Source organism: Streptomyces flaveolus (assembly GCF_044765825.1).
Lineage (GTDB): Bacteria > Actinomycetota > Actinomycetes > Streptomycetales > Streptomycetaceae > Streptomyces > Streptomyces flaveolus.
On sequence record NZ_JBIWKU010000007.1, the window covers coordinates 297,343 to 310,795 of the forward strand.

The window sequence follows — 13,453 nt, forward strand, 5'->3', positions numbered from 1 at the left end:
CAGCGGTGGCGGACGGCGGCAGGCGGCAGCGGCGGGCGTTCATCGGGTCGTTCACGGCGGCCGGGGGCCCCGGGATCGTGACGGCGGCCGTCACCCCCGGCCAGGGCGCACTGACGGTCCTGAGCAGCGTGAACGGCGTTCGCGACCCCTCCTATCTGGCCCTCGCCCCCGACGGCGGCACGCTCTACGCCGTCAGCGAGACCGCCGAGGGGGCCGTGGCGGCGTACCGCGTCGCCGGGGACAAGCCCGAGCCGGCCGGGCGGCCGGTACCGGTCGCCGGCGACGGGCCGACCCACCTCAGTCTGTTCGCCGGACACGTCCTGACCGCCAACTACGGCTCCGGAAGCGTCACCGCCGTGCCCGTCCGCTCCGACGGCACCCTCGCCCGGTCCGCGTCCGGCGTGCTCCGGCACACCGGCTCCGGCCCGCACGCCCAGCGCCAGCAGGGGCCGCACGCCCACCAGGTGCAGCCGGACCCCAGCGGGCGGTGGGCCGTCAGCGTGGACCTCGGTACCGACTCGGTGCGCGTGTGCACCCTGACGGACGGCGCCCTCGCCGTGCACCGGGAGATCGCGCTGCGCCCCGGCTCGGGACCCCGGCACCTGGCCTTCCACCCGGACGGCACCCACGCCTACGTGGCCAACGAACTCGTGCCGACCGTCACCGTCTGCCGGTGGGACGCCGCCGAGGGCACGCTGCGGCCGCTCACCGAGGTTCCGGCGCTGTCCGGCGCCCCGGCCGGGGACGCCTATCCGTCGGGCATCGTCGTCTCGCCCGACGGCCGCTTCGTGTGGACCGCGACCCGCGGGGAGGACGTGCTGTCCGTCTTCGCCGTCGAACCCGACGGGCTCCGGCTGACCGGCACCGTCCCCTGCGGCGGCCACTGGCCACGGGCGATCGCCGTGTCGGACGGCTTCCTCTACGCGGCCAACGAGCGCTCCGGAGACGTCACCTGGTTCGCGCTCGACCCGGCGACGGGAGTGCCCCGCCGCGCCGGCTCGCTCGCGGTGCCCGCGGCGTCCTGCGTGGTCTTCGGCTGAGGTCCCGCCGCAGCACGGCACGGCGAAGGGCCCGCTCCCGTACGGAGCGGGCCCTTTCGGCCGTACGTGCCGTGGTCCTGCGGGTGCCGTGCGCCCGGGGTCTGCCGTTTGGATCACGCTGGTCGCGGGGTGTGGCACGCCGCTCGGGCAGCCGAGACGCGCCGTCGCACTCAGCCGGCCTGATCCGGACGACAGGCCCTAGCGGACCGGCGTGCCCTGCGGCTGCTGCGGCGAGATGCCCAGCGCCGTCGTGTACTTGGCCAGCGTCAGCTTGCCGATCGCCGGGTACGGGCCGAGCGGCTCGGCGGTGGAGCAGCCCGCCTCCCTCGCCGCCTCCTCCAGCAGGGCCGCGTCGATCTCCGGCCCGACCAGGTACGGCGCCAGCGCGAGCTGCTGCGAGCCCGAGGAGCGAAGCTGCTCGGCCACGGACGCGATCGAGCCCTCCTGGTCCAGCGCCGCCGCCATCACCGGCACGGCGAGGCGCGCGGCCAGCAGCATGCCCGTGATCCCGGCCGCCTGCACGGCCTCGTCGCCGCCGACGGAGGCGAGGATGATGCCGTCCGCGGCGGTCGCCACGGTGAACAGGCGCGCCCGGTCGGCGCGGGCCAGACCGGCCTCGGAGAGCCGCACGTGCAGCGCCTCGGCCAGCAGCGGGTGCGGGCCGAGCACGTCGGTCAGCTCGGCCGCGATCCGGCTGTCCATGACCGCCTGCCGGATCCGGCGCAGCAGCGCACCGTCCGGACCGGCCAGCAGCGGCACGACGACGGCGACGGGGCCCTCGGGCTCCTTCACGTCGAGGCCGGCGGCGCGTGCCTGCTCGTAGCGGGCCGTGCGCTCCTCCCCGGCCCGCACCAGCACGGCCGACAGCGACAGGAACTCCTCGTCGTCACCGTCGAGGTATCCGATGCGGGCGTCGATGCCGGGCAGCTCGGAGCGGGCGATGCTCACGATCTCGTCGGCGAGGCCCCGGGTGGCGCTACTGGGCGTGCCCGGCACCGCGAGGACGAGCGCGGGCGCGCCCTCGGGAGCCACCAGGGGCTCGGGTCGGCGGTGCCGCCCGGGCTGGCGGGGGCGCGGCATTCGTACTGGCAGGCCGGACGCGGGCCCAGTGGGGGAGCTCATGGCGCCGCATGTTACTGGTTTCCTGGGCTTCCCTGTTCGGGGAGGGTGCAGGTGAGCGGTATCCGTCCGGTTTTGTCTGATGAGTGATGTACGGATCGGACGACATCGGTACGATTCCCCTCTCCGGGGGACGGTTGTCAGCCGCCCGGCACCGTCGTCGTGAACAGCATCCGTTCCTCACCCGGAAGGGTGAGAGAACCCGTCGCCAGAGCGGTCGCGATGCGCACGGAACCGTCCAGCGGATCGCCCTCGGCCGCCACCCGCCGTGCGTGCGGCAGCCGCTTCTCCAGCTCCTCCCGAAGCGGTACGACGAGAGGATCGCCCATCTTCAGCAGGCCGCCGGTGACCGCGATCCGGGGCTCGCCCCGCGGCGGGCAGACCGCGGCGGCCGAGTCGGCCATGTGCCGGGCGGCGGCGCGCAGGATGCCCCGGGCGACGGGGTCGCCGTCCGCGCAGGCGGCCACCTCGGGCGCGAAGGAGGCGAGGACCGCCGGACGGTCGGGGCGCGGATACAGCGCCGCCGGCAGGCCTGCGACCGGCCCGAACCGCTCCTCGGCGCGGGCCAGCAGCGCGGCGGAACCGTCCTCTCGCCCGTCGTGGGCGCGCAACGCCGCCTCCAGACCGGCCCGCCCGATCCAGGCGCCGCCGCCGCAGTCGCCGAGCAGATGCCCCCAGCCGTCCGCCCGGCGCCAGCGGGTCAGGTCGGTGCCGATCGCGATCAGACCCGTGCCGGCGGCCACCACGGCTCCGGGGCGGGGGCCGAGGGCGCCCACGTAGGCGGTGACGGCGTCGGCGACGAGCGCGACCGTCCGCACACCCAGCTCCCGGCCCAGGGCGCCCGGCAGTTCGGCGCGCAGGGCGTCGCCCAGGGTGGCGAGCCCGGCGGCCCCGACCACGACGGTGCCGACGCGGTCCACGCCGGTCTCTTCGGTCAGCGCCCGGGCCATGGGCACCAGTTGTTCCAGCAGATGTCCGGGATCGATGCCGCGTGTCCCGGTACGTACGGGCTCCCGCGACGCCCGCCGTCCCAGCGGACCGCGCCCGCCCTCGCCGACGGTGCCGACGACGGCACGGAGCCCGGAACCACCGGAGTCCACGGCCAGGAAACCGGCACCGGCGGCCGCGTGGGGCACAGGACGCACTGCGTATCTCCCTCCCCGCTGACCGGCCGGGCAGGCGCTCCGACCGCCGGCCGACACTGATGAGGAGGAAGAGTAGCGCCCGGTGACGCGGTGGACCCCCGGGGGCCGGTCCGCCGGTACGGTCTGTCGGTGTCGGCCAGTAGAGTGACGCAGCGTGGCACCACGACCGTTGCATGAACTTGTTGAAGCCGGCTGGGCGAAGGCCCTCGACCCGGTCGCCGGACGTATCGCGGGCATGGGGGACTTCCTGCGCGCGGAGGTGGCGGCGGGCCGGACGTATCTCCCGTCGGGGGCGAATGTCCTGCGGGCGTTCCAGCAACCCTTCGACGACGTACGGGTCCTGATCGTCGGTCAGGACCCCTATCCCACACCGGGAATGGCGATCGGCCTGAGCTTCGCGGTCTCGCCGGAGGTGCGGTCACTGCCGGGCAGCCTGGAGAACATCTACCGGGAGATGCACACGGACCTGGGCCTTCCCCGGCCCTCCAACGGCGATCTGACCCCGTGGACCCGCCAGGGTGTGCTGCTGCTGAACCGGGCGCTGACCACGGCCCCGCGCAAGCCGGGAGCGCATCGCGGCAAGGGCTGGGAGGAGGTCACGGAGCAGGCCATCCGTGCCCTCGCCGCCCGCGGCAAGCCGCTGGTGTCCATCCTGTGGGGACGCGACGCGCGCAATCTGCGTCCCCTGCTCGAGGGCTGTCCGGCGATCGAGTCGGCGCATCCCTCGCCGATGTCCGCGGACCGGGGGTTCTTCGGCTCCCGTCCGTTCAGCCGGGCCAACGACCTGCTGGCGCAGCAGGGAGCCGAGCCGGTGGACTGGCGACTGCCCTAGGGCGCGCCCCCGCGACGGCCCGACCGGCGTGGGCGTGGTGCGCCGGCATCACCCTGCCGCGCGGGTGACGCCGTCCGACCGGTGGCGGCGGGTCAGCCGACCACTGCGGCCCGGACGCACAGGACGTCCGGCAGGTGGGAGGCGAGCTGCCGCCAGCTGTCGCCGTCGTCGGCCGAGGCGAACACCTCGCCGTTGCGGTTGCCGAAGTACACGCCGGCCTGCTCCGCGTCGTCGGTGCTCATCGCGTCGCGCAGCACCGTGCCGTAGTGGTCCTCCTGCGGCAGCCCCGCCGTCAGCGGCTCCCAGCTCTTGCCCGCGTCGGCTGTGCGGAACACCCGGCAGCGGCGGCCGGCCGGGACCCGGTCCGAGTCGGCGTTGATCGGGAACACGTACGCGGTGTCACCGCGGTGCGGGTGGGCGGCCACCGCGAAACCGAACGTGGACGGCAGCCCCTCGCCGATGTCCGTCCAGTGGGCGCCCGCGTCGTCGCTGCGGTACACCCCCCAGTGGTTCTGCAGATACAGCCGGTCCGGGGTGGCCGCGTCCCGCGCGACCTTGTGCACGCACTGGCCGAACTCCGGGTCCGGGTCCGGCAGGAACACCGCGGAGACACCCGAGTTGGACGGCGCCCAGCTCGCGCCGCCGTCGGTGGTGCGGAAGACGCCCGCGGTCGAGACCGCGACCGTCACCGCCCGGGGGTCGCGCCGGTCGGTGAGCACGGTGTGCAGCCCCTCACCGCCGCCGCCCGGCACCCACCGCGACCGCGTGGGGTGCTCCCACAGGGGGCGGACCAGCTCGAAGCTCTCCCCGCGGTCCTCCGAGCGGTACAGCGCGGCCGGTTCCGTGCCCGCGTACACCACGTCCGGTTCCGCGGCGGCCGGGTGGAGCTGCCAGACCCGCTCCAGCGAGGCACCCGTGTCCTGCGGGAACTTGACGGCAGGCCGGGCCGGTTCCGTCCAGGTCCGGCCCAGGTCGTCGGAGTGGAACACCGACGGGCCCCAGTGCGAGCTGTCGCCGCCGGCCAGCAGCCGCGGGGTGTCGCCGCGGGTGTCGACGGCGACCGAGTAGACGGCCTGTGCGGTGAAGTAGGGACTCGCGTCGAACTCCCAGGTGCCACCGCGCCGGCGCCCGATGAACAGGCCCTTGCGGGTGCCCACGGCGAGCAGTACCTCGGTCATGCCGATCACCTCCGCGGCGTCGTCATTGACGCCTTTGTCTCGGACACCGGCCAGTCTGCACCCCACCACTGACAGTCACCTCCCCAAGGGCCTCCGCCGCAGGTCACCGCGGTGGTGTCGGGCCCGGCGAAGTGCCCGCGAGCCCGCCGCTCACCCTTCGCCCGGCAGTGCCCGCCCGAGGATGCCGCCGAGGTCGGCCCCCTCCGGCAGCGTGCCGAAGGCGTGCCCCCAGTCGCCGCCCAGCCGGCTGGCGCAGAAGGCGTCGGCGACGGCGGGCGGGGCGTGCCGGACCAGGAGGGACGCCTGGAGGGTGAGGGCCATCAGCTCCACCAGGCGGCGGGCGCTGGTCTCGGACGCCGTGGTCAGCCCCGTCTCCAGCCGGGCCACGGCCGCGTCCAGCCGGGCGTCCGCCCCGCGCGCGAGGGCCAGTTCCCCGAAGAGGGCGTGCGTGGTCTCCGGCGAGCGGCCGAGCGCCCGCAGGACGTCGAGGGCGTTCACGTTCCCCGAGCCCTCCCAGATCGACAGCAGCGGCGCCTCCCGGTAGTGCCGGGGCATGCCCGACTCCTCCACGTAGCCGTTGCCGCCCAGGCACTCCAGGGCCTCCGCGGTGAACGCCGGGCCCCGCTTGGTCACCCAGTACTTGCCGACGGCGGTGGCGATCCGCCGGAAGGCCGCCTCCCCGGCGTCCCCGCGCACGGCCCGGTCGGCGGCGCCGGCCAGCCGCAGGGTGAGCGTCGTCGCCGCCTCCGACTCCAGCGCCAGATCGGCCAGGACGTTGCGCATCAGAGGCTGGTCGATCAGCCGGGCGCCGAACGCGCTGCGGTGCCGTACGTGGTGACCGGCCTCGACCAGCGTCTTGCGCATCAGCGTCGCCGATGCCATCACGCAGTCGAGCCGGGTGCAGTTGACCATCTCGATGATCGTCTTGACGCCCTGCCCCTCGGGCCCCACCAGCCAGGCGACCGTCCCGTCGAACTCCGGTTCCGAGGAGGCGTTGGACCGGTTGCCGAGCTTGTCCTTCAGCCGCTGGATGCGGAAGGTGTTGCGGGTGCCGTCGGGCAGGACCCGCGGCACCAGGAAGCAGGAGAGCCCGCCGGGCGCCTGGGCCAGCACCAGGAACACGTCGCACATCGGCGCCGAGGTGAACCACTTGTGCCCGCGCAGCGTGTAGACGCCGGGTTCGGCGGTCGGGGTGGCCGCGGTGGTGTTGGTCCGGACGTCCGAGCCGCCCTGCTTCTCGGTCATCCCCATGCCGGCCAGCAGCCCCCGCTTCTCCGTGGGCGTGCGCAGTCCCGGCTCGTACTCCCGGCTGGTCAGCAGCGGCTCGTAGACCTTCGCGAGCTCCGGCTGCCGGCGCAGCGCCGGGACGGCCGCGTACGTCATGGACGTCGGACAGCCGTGCCCCGCCTCGGTGTGCCCCCAGACGAGTCCGCCCGCGGTCCGCGCCACATGGGCGCCCGGCCGGTCGTCCGCCCAGGGCGAGGCGGCCAGGCCCTCGCCGACCGCCACGCTCATCAGGTGGTGCCAGCTCGGGTGGTACTCGACCTCGTCGATCCGGTTCCCGTACCGGTCGTGGGTGTGCAGCACGGGCTCGTGCCGATTGGCCAGCTCGCCCCACTCCTGTGCCTGGGCGCTGCCGGCCCGGGGACCGAGCCGCCGCAGCGCCTCCTCGGCCCACCCCGCGCCCTCCCGCCGCAGCCCCTCCAGCAGGGCCGCGTCCTCGGACGCGTCGTACGGGGCCGCGGGAGGGGGCTGGTTGGTGACGTCGTGCGTGGCGTACCCCTCGGGCCGGTCCGCGGTTCCCCGGTACTCGTACCGCTCCTGCGCGCGTGTCGTCATACGGCGAGTGTTGCACTATTTCTACAACCGCAGCAATAGTGCAACACGCGGAACGCGCACGTACAGTACGTGCCGTGTCCCTGCGGATGAACGACCCCGCGCCCCCGGGCGAGCCCGCGCTGCGCCCGCTGTCCGCGCGGTCCGTCGTGCTGAGCCTGCTGCTCGGTACCCACCCGGCCGAACTGCCGGTGAGGGACCTGGTGCGGCTCGTGGAGCGCTTCGACGTCGGCGGATCCACCGTGCGGGCGGCGCTCAGCCGGATGGTGAACGCCGGCGACCTGCGGCGCACGGACACCGGTTACCGCCTCAGCGAGCGGCTGCTGGAGCGGCAGCGACGCCAGGACGAGGCCGTACGTCCGCACACGCGCGCGTGGGACGGCGACTGGGAGTTGGTCGTGATCACCGCGACCGGGCGCGGCCCCGCCGAACGCGCCGAACTGCGCACCCGGCTGGCCGGCCTGCGCCTCGCCGAACTCCGCGAGGGCGTGTGGCTGCGCCCCGCCAACCTGAGCCGCCCGCTGCCCGGCGACCTCGACGCGGTGGCCGAGCGCTGCACCGCCCGCCCCGAGCGGGCGGCCGGCGGGCTGGCCGCGGACCTGTGGCCGCTGGACGCCTGGTCCGCGACGGCCCGGGCGCTGCTCGCCCACGTCGACGGGGCGCGGCGGCCGGCCGACCGGCTCACCGCCTTCGCGGCTGTCGTGCGCCATCTGCTCGCCGACCCGGTCCTGCCCCCGGAGCTCCTGCCGTCCGACTGGCCGGGCGCGGCCCTGCGCGACGCGTACACGGACTACCAGCGCGAGCAGGCCGGCCGCATCCGGACGGACGACGCCCGGACCCGGCCGGCAGAATCGCCCGGTCACTCGTAGTACCGGGCAGGCCGTCGTCCCCTCAGGCCCTGCGCGGCCGGCTCACACGGCCCAGCCGTACTGGTCCGGCACCCGGGCCCCGCCGTCCAGTTCCCGCGCCGCCCGCTGCGCCCACGACGGGTCGCGCAGCAGTTCGCGGCCCAGCAGTACCGCGTCGGCCTCGCCGTTGGCCAGGATCTTCTCCGCCTGCTCGACGTCGGTGATCAGACCGACGGCGGCGACCGGCAGCGACGTCTCCGCCTTCACGCGCGCGGCGAACGGAACCTGGTAGCCGGGCCCGGTCGGGATGCGCACCCCGGCGGCGTTGCCGCCGGTCGACACGTCGAGGAGGTCGACGCCGTGGGCCTGGAGGTCACGGGCGAAGCGGACGGTCTCGTCCGGCGTCCAGCCGCCCTCGTCCAGCCAGTCGGTCGCGGAGACGCGGAAGAACAGCGGCTTGTCCTCGGGCCACACCTCGCGGACGGCGTCGACCACCTCGAGGGCGAACCGGGTGCGGTTCTCGTAGGAGCCGCCGTAGCCGTCGGTGCGGTGGTTGGAGTGCGGGGAGAGGAACTCGTGGATCAGGTATCCGTGGGCGCCGTGGATCTCGACGATCTCGAACCCGGCCGCCAGGGCGCGGCGGGCGGCGTCCGCGAACCGGCCCACGATCTCCTGGATCTGCCCGGCCGTCAGCTCGGTCGGCACCGGGTGCCGCTCGTCGAAGGGCAGCGCGCTGGGCGCCAGCGGCTGCCAGCCGTGCGCGTCCGTGCCCACCGGCGCCCCGCCCTTCCAGGGCCGGTCGGTCGACGCCTTGCGGCCGGCGTGCGCCAGCTGGACCGCGGGAACCGTGCCGTGCGCGCGGAGGAAGCCCGTGATCCGGCGGAACGCCTCGGCCTGGGTGTCGTTCCACAGACCGAGGTCCTGCGGGGAGATGCGCCCCTCCGGCGACACGGCCGTGGCCTCGACGACGATCAGGGCGGTGCCGCCCGTCGCGCGTGCGCCGTAGTGCGCGAAGTGCCAGTCGCCCGGAACGCCCGCCGACGGACCCACCGGCTCGGCCGAGTACTGGCACATCGGAGGCATCCACACCCGGTGGGCAATGGTGACGTCGCGCAGCTTCAGGGGCTGGAAGAGGGCGCTCATGGGGGCTGCTCCATCTGTCGCGGGGCGGGGAACGACTCGTACGGTAACCCTCGTAGTACGGCGGATGTCAAACTACGGCAGTTCTCGTACAATGGGAACCCCCCTTCCGCATCGCTCCCGAGCGGTGGGACCTCCCGGACGAACTGGAGCCGCCGTGACCCCCGCCACCGCCGTCAGCAGCCGTGATCTGCCGCATCCGGCGCGCGCGGAGATCCGGCTGGAGGGCGTGCTGCACGCCCTGTCCGATCCGATGCGGCTGCGGATCGTGCGGGATCTCGCCGCCGGCAGCGACGAGCTCTACTCCTGTTCGTACTTCGACCTGCCCGTCACCAAGTCGACCACCACCCACCACTTCCGGGTGCTGCGCGAGAGCGGGGTGATCCGGCAGATCTACCGGGGCACGGCCAAGATGAACGGGCTGCGCCGGGACGACCTGGACACCCTCTTCCCGGGACTCCTCGACGCCCTGCTGGCCGCGGCCGACCGCCAGGCCGCCCGCCTCGGCACCGGCTGACCGCGCGCCGATGCGCTGACGGGGTGCCCCCCGAGGGGGCGGGCGAGTGTGTCGTTCGTACGGAATCTGATCGTGCGGTTACGTTGCGGACGTGCTCGAAGCATCCTTTGTTGATCGTTCTCTTCAGCTTTCCGATCGCTGCCCGGACGACAGTGAGGTGTCCGTACGGCACACATGGGCCGTGCGGGAGGGAGACACGACCACGTCGTGGTTCGACGTCCGGTGGACGTTCCCCGACGGCGCGCGCATCGACGCGCTCGCCGTGCTCTGCGGGGACGGCGTCCGGGTCGAGGACGTGCGGGCGGAGCCGGCCCTGTCCCTCGACGACCTGTCCGTGCTCGCCGAGTGGCTGGAGAATCCGCTCTTCGAGGCCTGTGTGCGGCCCTCCGCGGAGGCTGCCACGGCCTCGCGGCGGGCCCGTCCCGCCGGGCCGCACGGCAGTGCGGAGCGCCGGCTCGCCGCACAGGAGTACCGGGCGGCCCGGGAGGAGGGCGCCGACCCGGTCCTCGCGGTGATGCGCGCGACCGGGTACGGCCGGCGCAGGTCGCTCAGGCTGATCGGCCAGGCCCGCGACGACGGCCTCCTGACCCCTCGCCGCGCACGGCGCTGACCCGCCCGGCGGGACGCTGCCGAAGACCGGTCAGAGCATCCCGCGCATCCGCGAGATCTCGCTCGTCTGCTGGGCGACCACGTCGTCGGCCATCTCCTCGATCTGCACGTTGTTGCCCTGCGCCTTCACGTCCGTGGCCATGCTGATCGCACCCTCGTGATGGGTGATCATCAGCGTGAGGAAGAGCTGGTCGAAGGCCTTGCCGTCCGCCGCGCGCAACGTCCCGAGCTGAGCCTCGGTCGCCATCCCCGGCATCGTGGCGTGGTCGTGCCCGCCGCCCGTCTCCTGCCGGCCGTGGGACTTCAGCCAGCCCTTCATCGCCGTGATCTCCGGGCCCTGTGCGGCGGCGATCCGTTCGGCGAGCTTCTTCACCTGCTTCGACTCTGCGTGCTCGGGCGCGAGTTCGGTCATCTCCAGCGCCTGGGCGTGGTGCTGGATCATCATCCGCGCGTAGGCGACGTCCGCCGAGTTGGGGGAGTCGTCGTCGGTGCGCTGCCGCTCCGCCTCCTCGGCCGAGAGTGTCCGGTTGGCCTCGCCGGGCCCGCCCGGAACGATCACCGAAGGCCCGGCCGCCGCCGCCGACTTGGCGTCCGGAGCGGAGTCGCAGGCCCCGAGCCCGAGGACGGCCAGTGCGGTCAGCGACGCCGTGACGAGCGACGCGCGGATCGACGCGGGACGGAAAGGCACGGCAACCTCCTGTGGCCGGGGGTGTCCCCTCTGCGGGTGGGGCACGGAACACCTCGTGAGTGCGATGACCGTCCTAGCACGCTTCCGCGCCTTACCGAGCAGAAAACTTCATTACGTGTTTGTTGCCCCCTGTTGATATGTGCATGGTGAAGACGATACTGCGGGGATGCGTGAACCGTTCCAACGGGAACGGACGTAGGGAGGAAACAGTGATCCTGTTGAGCGAGCCGCGAACACGGCGCAGACGAATGGGAGTCGCGGCAGCCGCCGCCGGACTCATGGCCGCGCTGCTCACGGCCGTCCCGGCCGCGGCGACCCCCGACCCGGGGGACGGCCCGGCCACGTCGAAGGGCGTCTCCTCGAGTGCTCGCGCCGAGGCGCGCGAGGCCATCGCGAGCGGCGAGATACCCGGCCAGGACGAGATCGTCCACTCGGACAACATCCAGCACCTGACCAACATCCCCAAGGACGCGCTGCCCGGCACCAACTCCGACCTGGCCTTCCAGGGCGACTACGCCTTCGCCGGCAACTACGACGGCTTCCGCATCTTCGACATCAGCAACCCGAAGAAGCCGAAGACCGTCGCCCAGGTCCTCTGCCCGGGCTCGCAGAACGACGTCTCCGTCTCCGGTGACCTGCTGTTCCTGTCGACCGACTCCTCGCGCAGCGACAGCAGTTGCAACAGCACCACCCAGCCCGCGACGGAGAAGTCCTCCTGGGAGGGCATGAAGGTCTTCGACATCAGCGACAAGCGCAACCCGAAGTACGTCGCCGCCGTCGAGACCGCCTGCGGCTCGCACACCCACACGCTGGTGCCCGAGCGCAAGAACGTCTACGTCTACGTCTCCTCGTACTCGCCCAACGCCGCCTACCCCGACTGCCAGCCGCCGCACGACGGCATCTCGGTCATCAAGGTGCCGCGCAACGCCCCCGAGCGGGCGGCGGTCGTCAACTTCCCGGTGCTGTTCCCCGGTGAGGGCCCCGACGGCGGCGGCAACCCGGGCGGACCCACCAACCCGGGCGTCTCCAAGACCACCGGCTGCCACGACCTGACGGTCCTGCCCTCGAAGGACCTGGCCGCGGGCGCCTGCATGGGCGACGGCATCCTGTTCTCCATCGAGGACCCCGAGCACCCGAAGGTCATCGACCGGGTCCAGGACAACGTCAACTTCGCGTTCTGGCACTCGGCGACCTTCAACCAGCAGGCGAACAAGGTCGTCTTCACCGACGAGCTGGGCGGCGGCGGCGCGCCCACCTGCAACGCGGAGATCGGCCCGAACCGCGGCGCCGACGGCATCTACGACATCGTCGGCAAGGGTGACCACCGCAAGCTGGTCTTCCGCAGTTACTTCAAGATCCCCCGCCACCAGGCGGACACCGAGAACTGCGTGGCCCACAACGGCTCGCTGATCCCGGTCAAGGGCAAGGACCTCATGGTCCAGGCCTGGTACCAGGGCGGCGTCTCCGTGTGGGACTTCACCGACTCCTCGCGTCCGAAGGAGATCGCCTACTTCGAGCGCGGCCCGCTGAGCACCGAATCGCTCGTCACGGGCGGTGCCTGGTCGGCGTACTACTACAACGGCTACATCTACTCGAACGACATCGCCAAGGGCTTCGACGTCCTGAAGCTCAGCGACCGGCGCACGGACCCGGCCAAGCGGGTCCACCTGCGTGAGCTCAACGTGCAGACGCAGCCGGACTACTTCGACTGATCCGTCGGCTCCATCCGTTCCGCCGGACCGGCCGGCGGCGGGCACCCTGGTGCCGCGCCGGTCGCGAAGAACCGCGACAGATCCGTGTCGCACGTCCCGTCGGGCGCCTCCGCGTCCGGCGGGACACCCAGTTCCCAGTCCAGCCGGTAGCGCTTGAACAACTCGGCGCGCAGCACCGGCACGGGCATCGGCACCCCGGGCACCAGAGCCGCGAAGACGGCGCCCATCAGCAGCGCCCGCAGCATCGGATAGTCGTTGTCGACGTCCCGGGAGCCGTGCCGGGCCACGGTGTCCCGCAGCAGTTCGGCCAGCCGCCGCTGCTCGGCGCAGGGCACGAAGCCCACCTCGGCCTGGAGCAGGCCGGCCATGTGCTGGCGCATGAGCACCGGCCTGTCCCGGGCGAGTCCCAGGATCGCGTCGATGGCCCGCGCCATCCGCTCCGGGCCCTCATCGGTGCGCGGCTCGCGCTCCAGGGCCTCCTCCAGCGTGCGGTGCATCAGCCGGTGCACCGCGGACTGCACCAGCTGGCGTTTGCCGGGGAAGTAGTACGAGACCAGACCGCGTGCCGACCCCGCCCGGTCGGCGATGTCGCCGAGCGTGGTCGCGTCGTACCCGTGCTCACCGACCAGCTCCACAGCGGCCTGCAGGAGCCGCTCCTGCGAACGCCTCCGCAACTCTTCATTGACCGAGGCGCTGCGCGGGGACATGCTGTACTCCTGCGTTGACTGGCTGGCAGCCAACTATACTCAGCGCAGGCGGACCGGCCCCCGGTGGGGTCCGTCCGGCTAC

The 13,453-nt window shown here is 73.3% G+C and carries 13 protein-coding genes; 6 read left to right on the top strand and 7 right to left on the bottom strand.

Annotated elements, in window-relative coordinates; all coding sequences use genetic code 11:
• The first annotated feature begins 5 nt into the window (after positions 1 to 5).
• Complete coding sequence (locus ACIRG6_RS23000) at positions 6 to 1,040, top strand: lactonase family protein (RefSeq protein WP_403324340.1); 1,035 nt, start codon at positions 6 to 8, stop codon at positions 1,038 to 1,040.
• Between the two features lie 198 nt (positions 1,041 to 1,238).
• Here ACIRG6_RS23000 and ACIRG6_RS23005 read toward each other — a convergent pair whose 3' ends face one another.
• Both ACIRG6_RS23005 and ACIRG6_RS23010 read right to left on the bottom strand, forming a co-directional pair.
• A complete protein-coding gene (locus ACIRG6_RS23005) occupies positions 1,239 to 2,162 on the bottom strand; it encodes a sirohydrochlorin chelatase (RefSeq protein WP_350717760.1) in 924 nt (307 codons plus the stop codon).
• A 137-nt stretch (positions 2,163 to 2,299) separates the two neighbouring features.
• On the bottom strand, positions 2,300 to 3,304 hold the full coding sequence (locus ACIRG6_RS23010; RefSeq protein WP_403324343.1) for an N-acetylglucosamine kinase: 1,005 nt from the start codon (positions 3,302 to 3,304) through the stop codon (positions 2,300 to 2,302).
• A 154-nt stretch (positions 3,305 to 3,458) separates the two neighbouring features.
• Between ACIRG6_RS23010 and ACIRG6_RS23015 the strand changes: the two genes are divergently transcribed.
• Positions 3,459 to 4,136, top strand: a complete 678-nt coding sequence (locus ACIRG6_RS23015; protein WP_318217470.1) for a uracil-DNA glycosylase — start codon at positions 3,459 to 3,461, stop codon at positions 4,134 to 4,136.
• Positions 4,137 to 4,228: 92 nt separating this feature from the next.
• On the opposite strand, the gene ACIRG6_RS23020 is transcribed toward ACIRG6_RS23015, so the two are convergent.
• Together ACIRG6_RS23020 and ACIRG6_RS23025 are read right to left on the bottom strand one after the other, a co-directional pair.
• On the bottom strand, positions 4,229 to 5,383 hold the full coding sequence (locus ACIRG6_RS23020; protein WP_403324345.1) for a WD40/YVTN/BNR-like repeat-containing protein: 1,155 nt from the start codon (positions 5,381 to 5,383) through the stop codon (positions 4,229 to 4,231).
• 81 nt (positions 5,384 to 5,464) lie between these two features.
• Entirely contained in the window at positions 5,465 to 7,153 is a 1,689-nt protein-coding gene (locus ACIRG6_RS23025; RefSeq protein ID WP_365023440.1) for an acyl-CoA dehydrogenase family protein, read from the bottom strand.
• Between the two features lie 86 nt (positions 7,154 to 7,239).
• Between ACIRG6_RS23025 and ACIRG6_RS23030 the strand changes: the two genes are divergently transcribed.
• On the top strand, positions 7,240 to 8,019 hold the full coding sequence (locus ACIRG6_RS23030; RefSeq protein ID WP_364678741.1) for a PaaX family transcriptional regulator C-terminal domain-containing protein: 780 nt from the start codon (positions 7,240 to 7,242) through the stop codon (positions 8,017 to 8,019).
• A 42-nt stretch (positions 8,020 to 8,061) separates the two neighbouring features.
• On the opposite strand, the gene ACIRG6_RS23035 is transcribed toward ACIRG6_RS23030, so the two are convergent.
• Entirely contained in the window at positions 8,062 to 9,141 is a 1,080-nt protein-coding gene (locus tag ACIRG6_RS23035) for an NADH:flavin oxidoreductase/NADH oxidase (RefSeq protein ID WP_365023723.1), read from the bottom strand.
• A gap of 154 nt (positions 9,142 to 9,295) precedes the next feature.
• Here ACIRG6_RS23035 and ACIRG6_RS23040 point away from each other — a divergent pair, with 154 nt between their 5' ends.
• Both ACIRG6_RS23040 and ACIRG6_RS23045 read left to right on the top strand, forming a co-directional pair.
• Positions 9,296 to 9,655: an ArsR/SmtB family transcription factor gene (locus ACIRG6_RS23040; protein ID WP_365023720.1), complete on the top strand. Its 360-nt coding sequence runs from the start codon at positions 9,296 to 9,298 to the stop codon at positions 9,653 to 9,655.
• Between the two features lie 157 nt (positions 9,656 to 9,812).
• Complete coding sequence (locus tag ACIRG6_RS23045) at positions 9,813 to 10,265, top strand: DUF6214 family protein (protein WP_403324348.1); 453 nt, start codon at positions 9,813 to 9,815, stop codon at positions 10,263 to 10,265.
• Positions 10,266 to 10,295: 30 nt separating this feature from the next.
• Here the strand turns inward: ACIRG6_RS23045 and ACIRG6_RS23050 are convergent, their stop codons facing one another.
• Positions 10,296 to 10,952, bottom strand: a complete 657-nt coding sequence (locus ACIRG6_RS23050; RefSeq protein ID WP_364819017.1) for a DUF305 domain-containing protein — start codon at positions 10,950 to 10,952, stop codon at positions 10,296 to 10,298.
• A gap of 209 nt (positions 10,953 to 11,161) precedes the next feature.
• Between ACIRG6_RS23050 and ACIRG6_RS23055 the strand changes: the two genes are divergently transcribed.
• Entirely contained in the window at positions 11,162 to 12,664 is a 1,503-nt protein-coding gene (locus ACIRG6_RS23055; protein WP_364678622.1) for an LVIVD repeat-containing protein, read from the top strand.
• On the opposite strand, the gene ACIRG6_RS23060 is transcribed toward ACIRG6_RS23055, so the two are convergent.
• Complete coding sequence (locus tag ACIRG6_RS23060) at positions 12,652 to 13,371, bottom strand: TetR/AcrR family transcriptional regulator (protein WP_350717779.1); 720 nt, start codon at positions 13,369 to 13,371, stop codon at positions 12,652 to 12,654. The two genes, ACIRG6_RS23055 and ACIRG6_RS23060, sit on opposite strands and share 13 nt — an antisense overlap.
• Positions 13,372 to 13,453 lie beyond the last annotated feature (82 nt).

Excerpts from the sequence above, each read along its gene's own strand:
- ACIRG6_RS23005 (WP_350717760.1), bottom strand. The coding sequence starts at position 2,162 with ATGAGCTCCCCCACTGGGCCCGCGTCCGGCCTGCCAGTACGAATGCCG.
- ACIRG6_RS23025 (WP_365023440.1), bottom strand. The coding sequence starts at position 7,153 with ATGACGACACGCGCGCAGGAGCGGTACGAGTACCGGGGAACCGCGGAC.
- ACIRG6_RS23030 (WP_364678741.1), top strand. The coding sequence starts at position 7,240 with ATGAACGACCCCGCGCCCCCGGGCGAGCCCGCGCTGCGCCCGCTGTCC.
- ACIRG6_RS23035 (WP_365023723.1), bottom strand. The coding sequence starts at position 9,141 with ATGAGCGCCCTCTTCCAGCCCCTGAAGCTGCGCGACGTCACCATTGCC.
- ACIRG6_RS23060 (WP_350717779.1), bottom strand. The coding sequence starts at position 13,371 with ATGTCCCCGCGCAGCGCCTCGGTCAATGAAGAGTTGCGGAGGCGTTCG.